General features: G+C 63.2%; 17 protein-coding genes. 7 read left to right on the top strand and 10 right to left on the bottom strand.

The window, feature by feature from the left end; translation table 11 throughout:
- Positions 1 to 317 precede the first annotated feature (317 nt).
- The 6 genes from CO669_RS35435 to CO669_RS25950 all read right to left on the bottom strand — a co-directional run bounded on the left by CO669_RS35435 (position 318) and on the right by CO669_RS25950 (position 7,873).
- Positions 318 to 902: a hypothetical protein gene (locus CO669_RS35435; protein ID WP_143278735.1), complete on the bottom strand. Its 585-nt coding sequence runs from the start codon at positions 900 to 902 to the stop codon at positions 318 to 320.
- Between the two features lie 201 nt (positions 903 to 1,103).
- Positions 1,104 to 3,356: a polysaccharide biosynthesis tyrosine autokinase gene (locus CO669_RS25970; protein ID WP_097662784.1), complete on the bottom strand. Its 2,253-nt coding sequence runs from the start codon at positions 3,354 to 3,356 to the stop codon at positions 1,104 to 1,106.
- A gap of 261 nt (positions 3,357 to 3,617) precedes the next feature.
- A complete protein-coding gene (locus CO669_RS25965) occupies positions 3,618 to 4,235 on the bottom strand; it encodes a hypothetical protein (protein ID WP_097662783.1) in 618 nt (205 codons plus the stop codon).
- A gap of 140 nt (positions 4,236 to 4,375) precedes the next feature.
- Positions 4,376 to 5,878, bottom strand: coding sequence for an O-antigen ligase family protein (locus CO669_RS25960; RefSeq protein WP_245444502.1), 1,503 nt, complete (start codon positions 5,876 to 5,878; stop codon positions 4,376 to 4,378).
- A 42-nt stretch (positions 5,879 to 5,920) separates the two neighbouring features.
- Positions 5,921 to 6,463 carry a hypothetical protein gene (locus CO669_RS25955; RefSeq protein ID WP_245444500.1) on the bottom strand — a complete coding sequence of 181 codons (543 nt, stop codon included), beginning with the start codon at positions 6,461 to 6,463 and terminating at the stop codon, positions 5,921 to 5,923.
- Positions 6,464 to 6,670: 207 nt separating this feature from the next.
- Positions 6,671 to 7,873: a polysaccharide biosynthesis/export family protein gene (locus CO669_RS25950; protein WP_097662780.1), complete on the bottom strand. Its 1,203-nt coding sequence runs from the start codon at positions 7,871 to 7,873 to the stop codon at positions 6,671 to 6,673.
- A gap of 397 nt (positions 7,874 to 8,270) precedes the next feature.
- Between CO669_RS25950 and CO669_RS25945 the strand changes: the two genes are divergently transcribed.
- The 3 genes from CO669_RS25945 to CO669_RS25935 all read left to right on the top strand — a co-directional run bounded on the left by CO669_RS25945 (position 8,271) and on the right by CO669_RS25935 (position 10,478).
- Positions 8,271 to 8,714: a hypothetical protein gene (locus CO669_RS25945; RefSeq protein WP_245444498.1), complete on the top strand. Its 444-nt coding sequence runs from the start codon at positions 8,271 to 8,273 to the stop codon at positions 8,712 to 8,714.
- Between the two features lie 74 nt (positions 8,715 to 8,788).
- Entirely contained in the window at positions 8,789 to 9,064 is a 276-nt protein-coding gene (locus tag CO669_RS25940; protein WP_097662779.1) for a hypothetical protein, read from the top strand.
- 139 nt (positions 9,065 to 9,203) lie between these two features.
- Positions 9,204 to 10,478 carry a hypothetical protein gene (locus CO669_RS25935; RefSeq protein WP_097662778.1) on the top strand — a complete coding sequence of 425 codons (1,275 nt, stop codon included), beginning with the start codon at positions 9,204 to 9,206 and terminating at the stop codon, positions 10,476 to 10,478.
- Positions 10,479 to 10,489: 11 nt separating this feature from the next.
- Here the strand turns inward: CO669_RS25935 and CO669_RS25930 are convergent, their stop codons facing one another.
- Positions 10,490 to 11,116, bottom strand: coding sequence for a transglutaminase-like cysteine peptidase (locus tag CO669_RS25930; RefSeq protein ID WP_097662777.1), 627 nt, complete (start codon positions 11,114 to 11,116; stop codon positions 10,490 to 10,492).
- A gap of 193 nt (positions 11,117 to 11,309) precedes the next feature.
- On the opposite strand from CO669_RS25930, the gene CO669_RS25925 reads away from it, so the two are divergent.
- Both CO669_RS25925 and CO669_RS25920 read left to right on the top strand, forming a co-directional pair.
- Positions 11,310 to 12,047 (top strand): metallophosphoesterase family protein, encoded by a 738-nt coding sequence (locus CO669_RS25925; protein ID WP_097662776.1) that lies wholly within the window; start codon positions 11,310 to 11,312, stop codon positions 12,045 to 12,047.
- 63 nt (positions 12,048 to 12,110) lie between these two features.
- Positions 12,111 to 12,773, top strand: coding sequence for a hypothetical protein (locus tag CO669_RS25920; RefSeq protein WP_097662775.1), 663 nt, complete (start codon positions 12,111 to 12,113; stop codon positions 12,771 to 12,773).
- 4 nt (positions 12,774 to 12,777) lie between these two features.
- Here the strand turns inward: CO669_RS25920 and CO669_RS25915 are convergent, their stop codons facing one another.
- Positions 12,778 to 13,047 carry a hypothetical protein gene (locus CO669_RS25915; RefSeq protein WP_245444496.1) on the bottom strand — a complete coding sequence of 90 codons (270 nt, stop codon included), beginning with the start codon at positions 13,045 to 13,047 and terminating at the stop codon, positions 12,778 to 12,780.
- A 519-nt stretch (positions 13,048 to 13,566) separates the two neighbouring features.
- On the opposite strand from CO669_RS25915, the gene CO669_RS25910 reads away from it, so the two are divergent.
- Entirely contained in the window at positions 13,567 to 13,926 is a 360-nt protein-coding gene (locus tag CO669_RS25910; protein ID WP_245444494.1) for an Ig-like domain-containing protein, read from the top strand.
- Between the two features lie 348 nt (positions 13,927 to 14,274).
- Here CO669_RS25910 and CO669_RS25905 read toward each other — a convergent pair whose 3' ends face one another.
- Positions 14,275 to 14,520 carry a hypothetical protein gene (locus CO669_RS25905; RefSeq protein ID WP_097662773.1) on the bottom strand — a complete coding sequence of 82 codons (246 nt, stop codon included), beginning with the start codon at positions 14,518 to 14,520 and terminating at the stop codon, positions 14,275 to 14,277.
- A 174-nt stretch (positions 14,521 to 14,694) separates the two neighbouring features.
- Between CO669_RS25905 and CO669_RS25900 the strand changes: the two genes are divergently transcribed.
- Positions 14,695 to 15,909, top strand: coding sequence for a hypothetical protein (locus CO669_RS25900; RefSeq protein WP_097662772.1), 1,215 nt, complete (start codon positions 14,695 to 14,697; stop codon positions 15,907 to 15,909).
- A 74-nt stretch (positions 15,910 to 15,983) separates the two neighbouring features.
- Here CO669_RS25900 and CO669_RS25895 read toward each other — a convergent pair whose 3' ends face one another.
- Positions 15,984 to 16,232, bottom strand: coding sequence for a hypothetical protein (locus tag CO669_RS25895; protein WP_245444492.1), 249 nt, complete (start codon positions 16,230 to 16,232; stop codon positions 15,984 to 15,986).
- Between the last annotated feature and the right edge of the window lie 42 nt (positions 16,233 to 16,274).

Below are 16,274 nucleotides of genomic sequence, written 5' to 3'. Positions count from 1 at the left end.
GCCCTGAAGATCAAAGTCGTTACATTTGTCCGATCGGAAGTAGCAAACCTTGACCCGGATTGCCTTGGGGCAATTATTCTTAACGCTAACGACGTGATCGATGATCGAAGGATTCACAGCGTGGGCTCGCCCCATGGCCTCCACATCTAGGCAGGGCCGGTTTAGCGCGTCGCGGATGACTGGTGAAGCAGATTGTTCCGCAGGACCTTGCAGGATAAATTTAGATGTTGACTGTCCGAAAGCGGCGGGAGAATTTGCCTGCGATAAGCACACCGCAATCATCAGATTGAACCAGCGATATCGCTTCAAAACCGGGTTCATCTCCACCATCTTTCATCAAGCTGAATTCCTGGCACGCTGATAGTCACACCGTCGCGAGCAACCCTCTTAGCAAATGCTTCTCGCGGGATGAGATCGACATTCACGAGACCTGACAAGAGGCGCCCCCTCCATTCCCACCCAACACCAATAAGGTTGAGTGCAGCAGCATCTGTAAAGTCGCTGTCTACCAAGCCGGCAAACTCCGAAACCACACTAGTCTGCATTACCTCGCTCAGGCTTTCAAACGCAGCGAGCGCAACGCTATTGCGTCGAAGAGCCACCCACCCTTCCAAGGGGCCGGTGGCATAGGATTGAGTTAGAAAGCCAACTGCACGTGGATCAAACCCGTTGCGCAGAACCTCTATTGAATAGAGCATCAACCACAAACAAGAGTCGGTTGGGTTGAGTGCCAAAGAAGATATCACCTTGTCTCTCGCGGTGGCCTCGTCGCGATCCATCTGTTCCGGACCATTGCGTTCCAGTTCTCTTTCAGCAATCCGGAGCCAAATGAGCGCCTCTGCTCGTGCAAGTCTCGCTGATTTGGGACGCGGTTCTGGAACGAAGTGGATCGACGCTAGCACGCCAGTCAGCCTACCGGACTGAAAGCGATCACCAGCCAGGAGTCGCTCGGTGATATCCTGTGCCAAAGCTGCCGATGATAATGGAGCTCGCCCGAGAGCAGGCCACATCACACCGATAACGCCGAGCAACAAAAGCAAGCTGCGTAGACATACTGCGAGTGGCTTGCTTCGCAAGCTCCTTAGCATAAGTACGTCCGCGCGCTATTCGACGTATCCATAGCGAGCATAATATTTCTGATAGTAATAGCGACCGTGATATGACTCGTAGCGAGCGAGCAGCTTCGTATCGGCCTTGTTCAGCACGATGCCCAGAAGCTTGTCCTGGATTTCTGGCGAGTTGCGCAGGTTGTGCCGCACGACATCGATCTTGGTCTTGCCCCACTCCACCACGAACACAAAGGAGTCAACGAAGGGGGAGGTAACCCGCACATCGACCACCGGAGCCATCGGCGGCATGTCGATCACGACATAGTCATATTTCGACCGCAACAGCGCGACGAGATCGCGCATCGGCTTAGACGCCAGCACCTCGTTGGTGTGCAACAGCTTAGAGGTCGTGCCGGCGGGTAGGAACGCGAGCCCGGTCTGCGGGTCGGTGCTGATGACGTCCTCGAGCTGCGCCTTGTTCGCGACGACATCGACAAGACCGGACTGTGCATCCGGTCGCAAGGCACGCGAGAGCGAAGGATTGCGCAGATCGGCATCGACCAGGATCACCCGCGCCCCGCCATGGGCGATCAGCTGCGCAAGGTTGGTCGAGAGCGTGCTCTTGCCCTCGTTGGGCAGGGTCGAGGTCACCGCCAGAACACGGTTCTCGCGCACGATGGAGTTGAGATCGACCGCCACCTTCAGCGAGCGCACCGCCTCGGAGAAACGTGACAGCGGATTGTCGACGACATAACGCAGCAGATCGGGCTCGGGGTTGTTCTTCTTGCGGCCGAGCTTGCCGGAGAGCGCGGCGGGCGCCGGCGCGCCGAGGGCCGGCAGGATGGCAACGCAGTTGGCCCCCAGTTGCTCCTCGACTTGCGAGGTGGTGCGGAACACCTTGTCGGAGAGCTCGCGCGCCATGGCCGCGCCGAAGCTCAGCATCAGGCCACCGAGCAGCGCCGCGCCGAGGATGATCAGCGACTTCGGCGCGCTCTTGATCAGCGGGGTGGTCGCCGCGCTGATGACGCGCGCCTCGGTGATCGGGAACGATTGCTGCTGCACGCTCTCCATGTAGCGCTGCAGGAAATTGTCGTACATCGCCTGGTAGCTCTGCGCGGTGCTTTCGAGCTCGCGGAGCTGAATCTGGGCCTGGTTGGTGAGCTGCGATTCCGAGACGACGTTGGCCAGGCTCGACTTGATCGCCTCCTCGCGCGTCATCGCGATGTCGTAATCACTCTTGTAGGATTCCTGGATGCGCCTGAGCTCGTCGACGATGTTCTTCTTGATCTCGGCCATCTGGCGGCGGAGGTTGACCGCCGCCAAGTGATCCGAGCCGTATTTCATTGCCCAGATCGATTCCTTCGAGGCCATGTCGACATATTGCCCGCGCAGCTTGACGATGGTGTCGTTCTTCAGCGCGTCAGCGACGCTGGCGTCCGGAATCTCCTGCTTGAGGATGTCGTTGATGCGGTCCATCCGGGCCTTGGCTTCGGCAGTCCCCGCATGCGCCATCACCAGCTGGCTGTTCACCTCAGCGAGCTGCTGCTCGTTCATCAGGCGGCCGCCGCTGTCGACGATGTTGTTGGCGATCTTGAAATCCACCACCGCCTTCTGCGCGGCGGAGGCCTGGGTCCGCAGCTCCTTGATGCGGTCCTGCAGCCAGACGCTGGCGCGGCGGGTGGCCTGATACTTCGCCTCGAGCTGGTCGACGATGTAGGCATCCGCGATCGCGTTGGCGATGCGCGCGGCCTTCTGCGGATCGCGCGAGGTGAAGCCGATCTCCATCACATAGGTGAGGCCGAGGCGCCTAACTGTGCGGTTGCTCGCGAAACGCTCCAGTGCCTTGCGCGTCAGCTCGAATTCGGACGGCGCGCGGCTGGAGGAGAACAGACCGGTGACCGAGCCGGTGATCGCGCCGAGCAGGCCGCCGCCGCTGCCGCTGAACTCAGGGTCTTCGGTGAGGTGCAGGTCGCGGATCACGGCGAGGCTGATGTTCTCGGACTTGAGGATCTCGACCTGGGTTTCCACCGTCGCGGAATCGATCGCGATGTCGCCGAGCACGGATTGCTGCTGGAACAGCTGCACCTTGCGGGTGTCGATCACCATCGAGGCCGTGGAGGTGAATTGCGGCGCTGCCGTGAAGAGATAGAGCAGCGCCAGGATCACGCAGGCCGAGACGATCGCGACCATGGTCGGGAACTGGCGGCGGATAATGTCGAGATAGGAGGTCAGCGTCTGCGACGGGGAGCCGTCGGCCTCGGCGAAATCACGGTTGATCTCCGAGGTCGGCTTGTTCACCTGCAACATCTAGCAATTCCTGAAAATGGATCGATGTGTGTTCTTGGGATCAATGGTCGCCAAAAGCCTGGATGCGTCCGGAGCAAACCCGATGCCAAAGCCCGCTGCCGCGAAAGACTAGCACAGTTTCGTCGTCGATTGAACGCGCCTGACGCAGTGCACAGCGCCGCTCGCATGACATTTCACGTGAAGCTTAACGGCGCAAAAGCAAAGCGGCGCCCGCTGGCGCCGCTGCCGTGATCATGCGAGGGCCCCGAGAGGCCCGCCAGGTCAGCGCGGGCTGACGCTGTTCGTGGTGCCGCCGACGGAACCGCTGCCGGTGCCGGTGCCGTTGTTGGCCGTCGTATTATTGCCGAAGGTGGTGCCGCCACCGCCGTTGCCGCCGGTCGCAAAGCCGCTGGTCCCCGTGGGTCCACCCGCGCCGGTGCCGCCGCCGCCCGCGCCGCCGCCGGTCGCGGCGATCGCGACGTCGCCGGTCGCGGCCTGGTAGGCGGCGATCACGTCGGCGTTGCCGGTGCCGGCGATCGCGGCCTGGATCTCATTGGCATAGGCCTGGTCGGTCTGGGCGGCCATGCGGGCGACCTGGGCGAGGCCGGCGACGATGCCGCGCATCTGGTCCTTGGTGGTCGCGGGATCCTTCAATAGCGCGATCAGGCCGGGGAGCGTGGTCGGATCGGAGGCGCCGAGGTCGCGTACGCGCGAGATCAGTTGCGGGCCGCCGGTCGGATATTGCTGCAGCAGGCTGTTGGGAGAAGCCTTGAAGTCGGAAATGACGGTGGCCGGCAGCTGGCGCTGCGGCGGGTAAACGGCGGCGCTGGCGGCCGTGGTAATGGTCGCGGCGAGGGCCGCGGCGGCAGCCATGCGAAGCGCAATCTTGATAACGCTCATAAACAAACCTCCAAAAATCAGCTGCCCCGATGTGCTTCCTCGGCCCGGGCAAATGGCTGTGCAGTGCAGGAACGTAGCGGAAGAGAAAAGGGCTGTCCACTTATTCTAAAGACTTCGTAAACGGCGCAACTGCTTCAAATCTAGACACTTTTGTGAAGCTGAGGCACCCGCCCCGGCGCCTCGTCCGCGGTTGCGATGCGCCCCTCGCCGCGCCGGCTGGTGGGGTCCGCCCCCGCTGCCGGCCGGCCTTCCTGCGTGCGGAAGGACTGCGCCAGGCCGGCGCCGAAAAGCGCAAAGAACGGAATGCTGTAACCGGGCACCTGCAGGGTGAAATCGAGGCACGAATGCAGCAGCGACAGCGTCGCGGTCGCCGCCGCCGCCAGCGGAATGATGGCATCGCGCCGCCGGGTGAACACGCCCCGCGCCAGCACCAGCAGCATGATGGCCCAGCCGAGCGCCACCAGCAGCGCCATGGGAATGCCCACCTCGGAGGCAAGCTCCAGCGGCGTCGAATGTGCGGCATCCCAGACGCCGCGAATCGAGATATTGGGGCTTCGGTACGGCGGAAAGGCCCATTGGAAGGTGCCCATGCCGGTGCCGAACCAGGGATTGTCGCCGATGATCCGAAGTGTCGATTTCCAGGCCTCGATGCGGCCTTCGTCGACCAGGCCATTGCTGTCGAACCGGCTCGAGACGCGGCCGCCCAGGAGCTGCAAAAGCCCCAGCGCCACGGCGAGGCCCGAGCCCAGCGAGATCCAGATGCCGGTGCGCGGCGGCAGATCCTTGCGCAGGAACAGCGTGAACGAGACGATCATCGCGAGCAGCGACAGGCCGACGCCGGCACGCGAGGTCGTCATGAACATCGCCATCAGGCAGATCAGGAGGCAGCCGAGCTGCGGCAGGATCTCGCCTGGCGGGATCGTGCGCAGATCCAGCGACAGGCGCTTCCACTCGATGTGCCGCTCCGGCAAGCGGCGGCGGACGTCCTCCAGGATCAACAGCATCCAGATCACCGCAGCCGAGCCGAAATAGGCCGCCGCCGTGTTGCGGTTGATGAAGGTGCCGGTGACGCTGCCGAGATAGGCCGTCTTGTCCCGCCACAGGATCATGGTGGGCTCGATCAGGAACGAAAGCACGCCGTAGAGCGCGTAAGCCGCCCCCGAGATCGCGATCACCCACAGCATGCGGCGCGCGCGCTCGCGGTCCGCGCCGACGGTGATGCCGAGCACGATGGCGAGGATGTTGGCGAGCGGCGCACCAAGCGCGAAGAACGCCTCGTTCTTCACGATCGAAGCAGAGGGCGCGATCGGCACGCCCAGAAGATCCGAGGCCTGCTTCCAGATCGGCTGGAACGGCGCGAGGAAGGGATGGTCCGAAAGCTGCTCGTGCAGCACGAAGACATAAGCGGCGACGATCACGCCGATGCCGGCGAGCAGCCACAGATGGGGCGCGCGCAGATCGCGCGTCGGCGCGAAGATCACCGCGATGCCGAGACACAGGCACCAGAACGCGATCGACAGATCATTGGTCGAGCCGAACGGGAACGGCGCACTGGCCACGACGAAGAATAGGACGAAGGTCGCGGGCAAGCTCCACGACCAACGAATCCTGAACCAGTTCATGTCGGGAGGCCAAAGGCGCATCGTCGTGTCTTGCGAGCTTGTCTTGCGAGCTTTGCTCTGGGCTTAGAGGAAGCAGTCGATCGGATAGATCTTCAGATCGACGTTGAGGCGGCTGTTCCGGGTCTGCGCCCGGAACGCATAGAATAGCCCAAAGCTATCACTCCCCTGATCGAGTTTTATTCCGGGGGTTAATTCGTCGGGCGGGACCAGCACGCCGATGTGGCGGTTGATGGCCGAAATCTCGATCCGCCCGTCCCCCTCGCCAAAATGCCCGCCGAGCTGGGTCACGGTGACCTTCGGCAGGCCGCGGCGCTGGTGGCAGACCTCCTCCTCCCAGAGCTTGGTCTGCTGGACCAGCGGTTTGCCCGCGCCGTCGGGGATGACGATGTGAGGGAAAGACGGACGCAGCATTCCGAAGAATTTGCTCTCCTTGGAATTCGCCGACAGGCGGACCGTGAAGGACAGCTCGCCCTTGCCTCCCTTCAGGCGCGACATGATCGGGGCATCGGGTTCGGCCGAAACCATCACGTCAATGCGGTGGCGGACGCCGAGGTCAGCAGCGGCGCCGAGCGCCGTTCCGGCCGGTGCGAGCCCAAAGGCGAACAAGACGAGGGCCCGAATTCCCCCAACTGATCGAAAACGCATGCAACCCCTTGCAACAGAGCGGGCTGACGGATGACCGGCGCCTTGCCGAATGGCGCCGCGATCCCGACAGGGCCCCCGCAAGCCCGACAATACAAATCAGATCGCTAAACGAAAATGGCACCGGGACAAGGCCCCGGTGCCATCTCTTTTGTCGATCAAGTCGGCGACTTACGGCGCCAGCTTGATGTTGTTGCGGAAGATCAGCGCATCGTTGCTGAGGTTCACGGCATCGCTGCCGGTCGCCATGATCACCCTCAGGAAGTTGAGGAACTTGGCAGTTTCGACATTGCGCGAGTTCGAGACGTAGATGATGTCGCCGTTCTTCATCATGACCTTGGTGGTCAGGAAGAAGCCGCCCGGATCACGCAAGTTGACGTTGAAGATGACCGGGATCGTCTCCGAGGTGTACTTGCTCACGTCGATGCCGAGCTGGGCAGCGACCTCGCGCGGCTCGCGGCGATAGAGGTACACGGCAGACGGGTCGGCCTGTCCATCGAGCAGACCACCGGCCTTGCCGACGGCTTCGCCGAGGTTGATACGCCAGGCGTCGAAGTTGAACTCGCCGCTCTGGCCGCTGCCGCCGAACGCCATGAACTTCTGCTGCTCGCGGTAGACGTAGATGCTGTCGTCGGGACGCACATAGACGTTGTTCTCGGGCGCCATCACGAGATTTTCGAACGGGACAGTGGCCCGCCGTCCGCCACGCTCCAGCATGACCCAGGTTTCGAAACCCTGGCCCTTGATGCCGCCGGCGCGGGTGATCGCATCGAGCACCTTGTCCTTCGCGCCCGCCGCGCTCGCCGGATAACGCGCCGGCGAATTGACTTCGCCGAGCACGCTGATGAGCTGGGTGCGCTGCGAGGACATCGCAACGACCGCCTGCGGTTCGATGGCGCGGTTGCCGATCTTCTCGATGATCGAACGCTGGATCTCCACCGCCGTGCGGCCCGCAGCCTTGATCTGGCCGGCATAGGGCACCGTGATGAAGCCGTCATTGTCGACCGACTGATCCGGGATGGTGACATAGTTACCCGGGCGGACGCCGGCTTCCGCCGGGATGAACAGACCGCCTGCGGCGGCTTCGAAGATGGTGACGCTGACGACGTCGCCGATGCCGAACACGATGCTGGCGGGCGGGCGGCGATCGGTGAACACGCCGGCAAGCCCCTTGGGCTCATGCGTGTGCAGGATCTTCACCGTGGCCGGATTGAGCGGCACCAGCTCGTAAGCCGGTGCGTTCTCAGTCTGAATCTTGTTGTTAACGTCGTCCGTCAGCGGACCGGAGCCGGGATTGGTCGAGCACGCCCCGAGCGCCAAAGCAGCGGCCAGGAATGCCGGCTTGAATACATATGTTTTTGCAAAGGAATGCATGAATCGCGCCCCAGGAGACCCCAATTACCTTGAAGTGGTACGGCGGAGTGGGCAGAGCGACAAGGGTTCCTGAATGGTTAACGGACGATCGCTCACCGACTGTTGCGTGCGGGCCACGTTTTGGCTCGTGGTTTAACCCTTTGTGACTATTTGTTGTATTTCGTGTGCCCGGTCGGCGAGCACCCCGCCCAAGCGAAGGGCTCGGCACGTCGGCGCCGGCCTTCTGGAGCTTGCCGCCGTCTGCTAAAGGCTGGAACCCGCAAGATAGGATTTCCTCGTGCCTGGCCTCCTTCTGTTCACCCTCCTGGCAGGATCGCTCCTTGGCGGCGCAGACCGCCCCCTGGGCGCGGCTGCTCCCTGCGCACGATCATCGTGTGCGGGTGCCCCGCTCCTGGAAGTGGCCGCCCCTGCCCCCTCCTCGGTCTGGAAATTCAGCCGGACCCAAGGGGGCAAGGAGGGCGAGAGCTTCGCGGCTATCACCAAAACCGCGGACACCGCCCAATCCGATCCGGATTTCGCCGGGCTCATTGTGCGCTGCGCACCCAAGGGCAAGATCGACGTGCTGGTAGCCCTGATCCGCCCCTTCCCGCCGCGGAGCCACCCCAAGGTCACCATCGCCGCCAGCAGCGGCGGCACCCTGACCGTCGAAGCCAGCATGGCCGCCGCCGGCGCTGCGGTGCTGCTGCCCGACGAGGTCTCGGCCTTTGCCGCCGGCAAATGGCAGACAACCGCCTCGCTGTCTCTGGTCGTCAAGGAAAGCGACAGCGAGATCAAAGGTGTGGTCGCCCTGAACGGGCTGCGGGAGGCCTATCACTCGTTGCTGGCAAATTGCGGCCAATAGGCCAAATTTAGCCATACGACTTAAGGGTCTTTTTAGGGTGGGGAACCTAGGGTCCGAAGCACGGAGTGTTTCGGATGACCGCGCTTTTGATTTTCAGCTTTCTGGTGGGTGCCGTGCTGGGCCAACGCTTTCGCGTCCTGGTGCTGCTGCCGGTCACATTCGCCCTGGTGCTCGCCGTGCTGCCGGTCAGCCTGATGACCAGCCTTGGCGTGCTTGAAGGCCTGAAGGCTGCGGCCTTCGCCGCCATTGCGCTCCAGGCCGGCTACCTCTTCGGTTCGGCTGCCCGCTTCAGCCTGGCCGCCGCCCGCGCCGCGCGCGTGTTTGCCCGGCCGGTCAAGAGCGCGCGCTGATCTCGTTGCGATCAACCTTTCGCGCGCATGCGAAAGGCCCACGGGCAAGTTGTTGGCCCGGGCCGAGCTTCGCTTGAAAACAGACCCGCGGCTTGTATGGTGACCTGAACGTTTCAGGATTCCTCGTCGAGCGCGCCGTTTGTCCCTCGCTTATTTTTCCCTCATCGTTTCCATCGTTTCCGCTTCCGCTCTCGAAATCGCCGGCGCCAAGTTCGGTGCGCAGCTCGGGATGATGGCTGCCGCGCTCAGCCTGCTGGCAGCCACGCTAAGTGCGCGAAAAGCCGATTACGACCACTATGTGCGCGCGACCTCCTGGGGCCGCTGGATCCTGATCGCCATTCCGATGTTGATTGCGGCTCAACTGATGCCGCTGCCGCTGGGCTTTGGACATCCGATCTGGGCGAGCGCTCGCGACGTCCTCGGCGGCTTTCCGCTCGGGCCGATCACCGCCGATCTCGGCTTGACCCTGAACGCGCTGATGCTGGCGCTGGCGGCGACAGCGCTGCTCGGCGTGACCATTGTGGTCGTCCGCGATCGTGGCCGCGCCGAGCTAGTCCTGTTCGTCCTCGGTGGCATCACCGCGGTCTCCGCCCTGACCCTGGATCTGCATCGGCTCTCACCGGCGGTTGCAGGAACTGCCGCAACGTCCGAGTTCGCGACGACCCTGGCCGGCTTCGGTCTCGTCCTGAATCTGGCGATCATGCAGCTTGCCGCCGAGCGGGCCGAAACGCGTCATTCGCTGCTTCGCTCGATCGTGCTTGGTCTGCTCGGCCTTGCGGGAGCCTTGATCAGCGCGGCTGCGGTCTTTGGCTTGTCCGGAACCAACAATGCGGTGGCGGCAGGGTTCGGCATTGTGTTGATCCTACTGATCCTCGTCATCCGCCGGCTCGATCTGTCGCCGTTGGCCGCGGGCGCGCTCGCCGCCGCCGCGCTGATCGGGGCGGCGATTGTCCTGACCTTCCTGTTCGAACAGAGCTCCGGTCCGGTTCTCATGCGGCTCACACCCGCTATGGGGGCGGAGACGCGCGCGGCGCTGGAGCGGATGTTGGCGGACACGCGCTGGTTCGGCGCGGGCGCAGGAACCTTTGCCGCCGTAGGCAGGATCTATCAGAGCGATGCCGGCGCGGCCCTGACGGCACCGTCCACGGCGACCGCGATCTTCGCCGGTATGGGATCGGTCGGTCTCGCTGTCTCGATGCTCGCAGCTCTGATCGCCCTGTCGCGCCTGTTCTTCGGCGCCTTGCAGCGCGGACGCGACTCGTTCTTCCCTGCGGCCGCCGCGGCCTGTGTCTTGTTTGCGCTGGTCCAGAGCTTCGCAGGACCTGGATTGCTGCACCCGGCAGCAATCCTTTGCTTGTCGGTGATCGCAGGATTGGGGCTGTCGCAGAGCGTCAGCCAATCCTCGTCACGATAGAGCGCCGATCATCAGACCGAGCGGTCGCCAAGTGAAGCCCAGTAGTTCGGGTTCTTCGGCGATTGGATGCGGACCCAGCGATAGGGCTTCTTCGACCACGGCAGGATGTGGCCGGAGAGATTGTCCAGCACGAGATCGCCGGAGAAGGTGCGCACCACGACGACGAGATGATGCTCGCCCCAGGTGGTCACGACCTCGCTGAGCAGCACCGAGCGCGCCGGAAAGCCCTTGGCGATCAGCTCGTGGCGTTTTGTCACAGCATAGTCGTTGCAGTCGCCGCTCACCGGATGCAGCAGCCATTTCTCGCCGCGCAGCCCTTCCAGATTGGCCTCGGGACGGATGGCGGTATTGACCTGCTGGTTGACCTCTTGCATCTGCGCCAGCCGCTCGGCCGTGAGCTTCAGGCGACCGCCCCGGAAGACGATCTGCTGCGGCCGCGGCTTGCACTCGTCCTTGTACTTCAGGCAAAACAGCGTGAATGCCATCGGCGCCAGCGTCGGCTGCTCGAACTTGATGTACTGGATGGCCCCACGCAGCCCCATCGGCGCACCGACGAAAGCGGCTTCAGCGCGCTGCTGCACCCCTGCAGCAACGACGATTGCGGCCACGGCCGCAAGGAACTTTACAACTTTGCGCATGTCGCGCTCCCCGTTCTTGTTGGGAAGACGCTACGCGAGACGTCTTGAAATACGGCTCAAAGGCCGCGCGATCCTTTAATCAAAATGCGGGCTACTCGGTCGGAAACAATTAAGAATACCGATGCGTAACTTGTTCTGCTAAGAGCGGTCACGACATTCCGCTCGTGACGCTAGAGGCGATTCGACCGACCTGATGGGCCTTTCCAGACGCTTTCGAAAGAAGACCAAGCCGCGGCTTCCCGACGGCGTTCGCGTCTATGCCATCGGCGACGTGCACGGGCGTGCCGATCTGCTTCAATCGCTGTTAACCGTGATCGACGCGGATCTTGCCCGCTCGGCTCCCGAACGCGCCATCCAGGTCTTCCTCGGCGACTATGTCGATCGCGGCCCGGACTCTCGCGCCGTTCTCGATCTCTTGATCGCACGCTCGAAATCGCACGAGACGGTTTGCCTCAAGGGCAACCACGAGATCTTCCTGCTCGAGGTCCTCAAGGACCCCGCCCGCCTGCAGGAGTGGCGCCACTATGGCGGCCTGCTGACGCTGGTCTCCTACGGCATCACGCCGACCATGAACCCGACAGCGGAGCAGCAGGTCGAGTTGATCGACGGATTGAAGCGCGCGATGCCTCCCGAGCACTTGGCCTTCCTCAAGCAATTGCCCTCGTCCTTCACCTGCGGCGACTTCTTCTTCGTGCATGCCGGCGTCAAGCCTGGCGTCCCGCTCGAGCGGCAGAAGGATGAGGACCTGCTCTGGATCCGCGAGGAGTTCCTCGCCTCCGAGGAGCGCTTCGGCAAATACATCGTTCACGGTCATACGCCGGTCAGCGTGCCCGACATTCGCCCGAACCGCATCAACATCGATACCGGCGCCTACGCGACCGGAAACTTGACGCTGCTGACGATCCAGGGCGATAGTCTGATGGCAATTTAAGGGCTTCGGCTCCCCTTTGAATCCCGTGTTCGCCTTGCCCTCAACGGCCTATTCGATTTCACCATGACCCGCATGATCCTGCTTCGCGTCATCGGCATTTGCACCGCGATCCTGCTGGCGCTTCATGCCGCCATGGCGTTCTACGGCGATTTCGTCCGACCGGATTTTCGCGCGAGTGATTTGTTCTCGGGCGAGATCCCGCCCGAGAAGGCCAAAGTGGCGGCCGGCGGTGTCCTGGCATCGGTTTCGCTGGATGGGGACCTGCTCGCGAATTACGCGGCGGCGAGAGCCGCCGACGTGCTCCATCGTCCTTCCTCGGATGCCGGCGGGCGGGCGAGCGAGAACAAGGCGGCCCAGGCCGCCGTCGTCACGGCCCTGAAGGTCTCACCGATCAGGCCCGCGCTCTGGCTCACGCTCGGCACGCTGCAGGCCCAGACCGGCGAAGCGGCAACGCCCGCGGTGAAGATGTCCTACCTGACCGGATCGGTGCCGATTGACGTCGCTTTCTCGCGCGTCCGGATTGTGACCTCGAGTGCCGCCGCAACGGACGAGGAGATCAAGCTGCTGGCGCAATCCGACATCCGCTCGGCGCTGGCTAATCGCTCGCGCTACGAGCCGCTGCTGATAGCGGCTTATGTGCAGGCAACGCCGCAAGGCAAGTCGCTGCTGCTCGAGACCACTGCGGTCACCGATCCCAAATTCAACGAGATCCTGCGGCGGTACTAAAGCCTCAGCGCACCGATTTCGGGTTGACCGGGACGAAGTCCTGATCGCGGCGCGGCTGATCGGGCCGGCCCTGATAGACGAACATGCCCTTCTTGGTCGTGACGATGTCGCCCCGCTGGAGGCTGTCGTCGCGGAGCAGACGTTCGGTCGCGACGAGATCCGGATCTTCCGGGACGGGCTTGTAGAGCTCCGGATGCTCCCGCCGCTCGCGCGAGACCTCCTTGGCGCGGCGCCGTGCGTCCTCGATGCGTTGCCGCCATTCGTCGCGTGTCACTTCCGGCTCGCTTGGTGGAAGATAGTCGCTGAGCGCGGGCTCGGGCTCGCTCTGAGCCCGACATGAGAGCGGACAGGCAACCTGCACGGCAAGTCCGATAGAGGCGGCCACGATCGCCTTGACCGGCGCTTTCCCTCGCATCCGGTGAGGGGATACGGACTTGCGTCGAATGGATTGCACTCCGATGACTCCACAGAAGGCCAACAGCAGCCAGAGGCCGCGGCAACTTCAGCTCATCAGTTTCCCAATTGCAAGAAGGCGGATTCGCCGTCAGCGGCATCGGCCTGTAGGAGTTCCGCACCCCTCCCTCAAAAATCGAAAAACAACCCCATGCACAGTAGCCGGCCCCAACCAAATCAATGACTTACTATTTTTCCGAAACACACATTGACTTGTCGGGCAGAACGCGAGGCGGGAGAACAGGTGCGGACAGTCACCTCGGTCTAAGACCTCGTTAGACCATTGCTGCTATCTTTCGGCGTCACTCTGGAACTGCCGCGCATGCTTGCAAGACCATTATTGCTGTCGGGTACTGCCCTCGCGGCTTTCGTTGCGTCCGGCCTCGCGGCGCAGGCCAGCCCGCTCTGCATCAAGGAGCGGACGCCGTTCGCTCTGTCGCACGACACGGTGAAATGGACGATGTCGATCGCGCCCGGCGCAGACTGTATCCAGGGCCTGCGCTGGTCGTACATGCAGATCTTCAACGTCTCGGTCGTGAGCGGCCCCTCACGCGGACAGTTGGCCGTGGTCGGCTCCGGCTTCCGCTATTCGGCCGAGAACCAGATGCGCGGCACCGACACGTTCACGCTGCTAATCTCGGGCAAGAACCGACACGATGCAGGGACGTCGACCCTGGAGGTCGAGGTCAACCCGCAATAGCTTGACCTAAAGCGCGCGACAGGGTGTTCAGCGCGACTAGCGACGGCTCGACCCGCTGCCCCGGGTCCTGTTCCCATAATAGGGCCGTGCACGCCCGCCGCCGGTCGTCACGGGCGGCTCGATCCGGCTCGGGATATTACGCGTCGCGTTGGGGGGCGCGGGCTGCGACGGATTTACGATGGTCACGTTGCGGTTGGGCGTCGAGGGATCGTTGACGCCCTGGGCCCAGGCGGCTGCGGGCACAAGCAAAGCAATGGCGATCAGAACTGGTCGTTTCATACGATATCTCCCGAGCAAGAACGTCAGGGAGGCGATCACCGTTCCTTCACGGTTCCTTGGGCGGCGGCCTCAGCGGGGAACGGCGACCAGCTTGCCATCGCGCCAGACGCCCTGGGCCGACTTTCCAGCAGGCAGGCTGCCCGAGAGGTTCCGAACGGCGGTCGGCCGCGAGGCCGCCTGACTGGTCTGTGCCTTCTTCGTAGGCGTCGTGATGATGCTGGAGCTCGTGGTGTTGGCCTGATCCTTGGTCCCTTGCGCAACGGCAGGCGAAACCAGAAACGTCAGAACCGAGAGGACTGCCAGAACGCCGCGCATGGTCGAACACCAGAATGAGGAGCTCCGCGAAATGTCACAGGTTTTCCCCTAAAAGCAAGCATCTTCGAACGACACGAGCGGCCTGGGCGGACCGGGACAGCAGCTTTGGAGGCGATGATCCCAAGCGGAAAATCCTAGCGAAATGGCCTCATCCGGGCTACTTGATCGGCCTTGATGACCGACTCCGGTGAAACCGCGGCTAACGCTCCCTCGACGCAGCAGATCAAAGCCGGGTTTATCCGTCTCCTGTCGAGCCGTATCCGCGCCGTATCCGACGATCCCCAGCAGATGCGGGAGATTGTCTACGAGCTGGCGCGCGTCAAGCTGATGGAGCAATTCACGCACGCGGACGCGCGGGAATCGCGCGAGCTTCAGCAGGTTCTCGAACGCGCCATCAAGGAGGTCGAGCGGACCTTCGCGCGCAGCGCTGCAGCGGAGGCGTCAAAGGCGGACGCGGCAGCCGCCGTTTCGGTCTCCCCACCGGTCGCCAACCCCGCTCCCCCGCCCATTCCGGCATCACCCGTTTCGGCTGCGCCCCCTGTTCCGAAGGACGCGGGTGTCCCGCGCCGTGCCGTGGCACCGCCGCCATCGCTCGATCAGCCCAAACGGAGCGGCACCTTCACCCTCCTTGTTCGACTGGCCGGCATTCTTTTGCTCATGGCCGGAGCAAGCGCCGCGGTGATCTTGTGGCCGCGTTTGAAGACGCAGGTGGCCGCACTGTCACAATCATCGCAGCCATCCGAGCCGGTACCGACCAGCTCCGAGCCCCGGCCGGCCGCCACGGCGCTTCCAACGGAGAGCGAGCCTGTCGAGCGGTCGCCCGACACAGCAAAGGAGCCAGCGCAAGCCGCACACCCCTCGATGCCTTTGCCGACGACCTTCGGCGTCTACGCGTTGAACGAGGGGCAATTGCAGGAATTGAAGCCCGTCCCCGGAAAGATTCCCGACCGCCGCGTCGCGATCTCAGCGGCCATCAACACGCCGAGCGCAACGACGCTGACGAACGGAGACGTCAAATTCGTCGTATTCAGACCCGACGGCAGCATCGAGGCAAGCGTGACCGAAGTTCGCGTCGTCGCCAAGGTGTCGCGGTCGATGGGCGTTGATGCCTCCGGCAAGGCGGCCATGGTCAGCGCAGGGGATTCCTGGGTCATTCGCAGCATGTCCTACCCCTACAAGGTGGGGCCGATCGAAGATCAGCAGAGGATGCTGCTGCTGCAGCCGGAGCAGGACGGCTTCACGTTGTCTCCCGGACGCTACGTCGTCGTCGTCAAGGGTATGGGCTACGATTTCACCGTGGCCGGGACCATCACCGATCCCAACCAATGCGTCGAACGCATCAACGCGGCGAATGGCGCGTTCTATTCTCCCTGCCCGCCGCCGCGGTAAAGCATGATCAGGAAAAGTGCGAAGCGGTTTTCCGGAAAGATCATGCGCTAGCAACTCCAGAGCGCGGCTGACGGCTACTTGCTGGGCTTGCCGTCCGTCTTGCTGTCCTTGGACGGCTCCGACGAAGCGTCGTCGACCTTGCCGTTGTTCGCCACGCATTTCTGGAAGTATTCGCGCTGATCCTTGGCCGTTCCCTTGCTGCTGCCGGCCGCGGGGTTGCCGATTTGCCTCGGCGGAAAGGCCTTGGACACCGCCGCGTCGCAGGCGCGCGCCACTTCGACGGTAATGGCCGACGCCGTCACCGGCGCAGCCAATGTCAGCACACATGCCAATCCAACCAACTTTCGCATATCCCTGATCGGCAC

The organism is Bradyrhizobium sp. Y36, from assembly GCF_002531575.1.
Lineage (GTDB): Bacteria > Pseudomonadota > Alphaproteobacteria > Rhizobiales > Xanthobacteraceae > Bradyrhizobium.
The sequence above is the reverse complement of the archived record's forward strand: the minus strand, read 5'-3'. Positions and strand labels throughout refer to the sequence as shown.

Coding starts and splice junctions, on each gene's coding strand:
- CO669_RS25970 (WP_097662784.1), bottom strand. CDS start 3,356: ATGTTGCAGGTGAACAAGCCGACCTCGGAGATCAACCGTGATTTCGCC.
- CO669_RS25965 (WP_097662783.1), bottom strand. CDS start 4,235: ATGAGCGTTATCAAGATTGCGCTTCGCATGGCTGCCGCCGCGGCCCTC.
- CO669_RS25960 (WP_245444502.1), bottom strand. CDS start 5,878: ATGCGCCTTTGGCCTCCCGACATGAACTGGTTCAGGATTCGTTGGTCG.
- CO669_RS25950 (WP_097662780.1), bottom strand. CDS start 7,873: ATGCATTCCTTTGCAAAAACATATGTATTCAAGCCGGCATTCCTGGCC.
- CO669_RS25940 (WP_097662779.1), top strand. CDS start 8,789: ATGACCGCGCTTTTGATTTTCAGCTTTCTGGTGGGTGCCGTGCTGGGC.
- CO669_RS25930 (WP_097662777.1), bottom strand. CDS start 11,116: ATGCGCAAAGTTGTAAAGTTCCTTGCGGCCGTGGCCGCAATCGTCGTT.
- CO669_RS25925 (WP_097662776.1), top strand. CDS start 11,310: ATGGGCCTTTCCAGACGCTTTCGAAAGAAGACCAAGCCGCGGCTTCCC.
- CO669_RS25920 (WP_097662775.1), top strand. CDS start 12,111: ATGACCCGCATGATCCTGCTTCGCGTCATCGGCATTTGCACCGCGATC.
- CO669_RS25905 (WP_097662773.1), bottom strand. CDS start 14,520: ATGCGCGGCGTTCTGGCAGTCCTCTCGGTTCTGACGTTTCTGGTTTCG.
- CO669_RS25900 (WP_097662772.1), top strand. CDS start 14,695: ATGACCGACTCCGGTGAAACCGCGGCTAACGCTCCCTCGACGCAGCAG.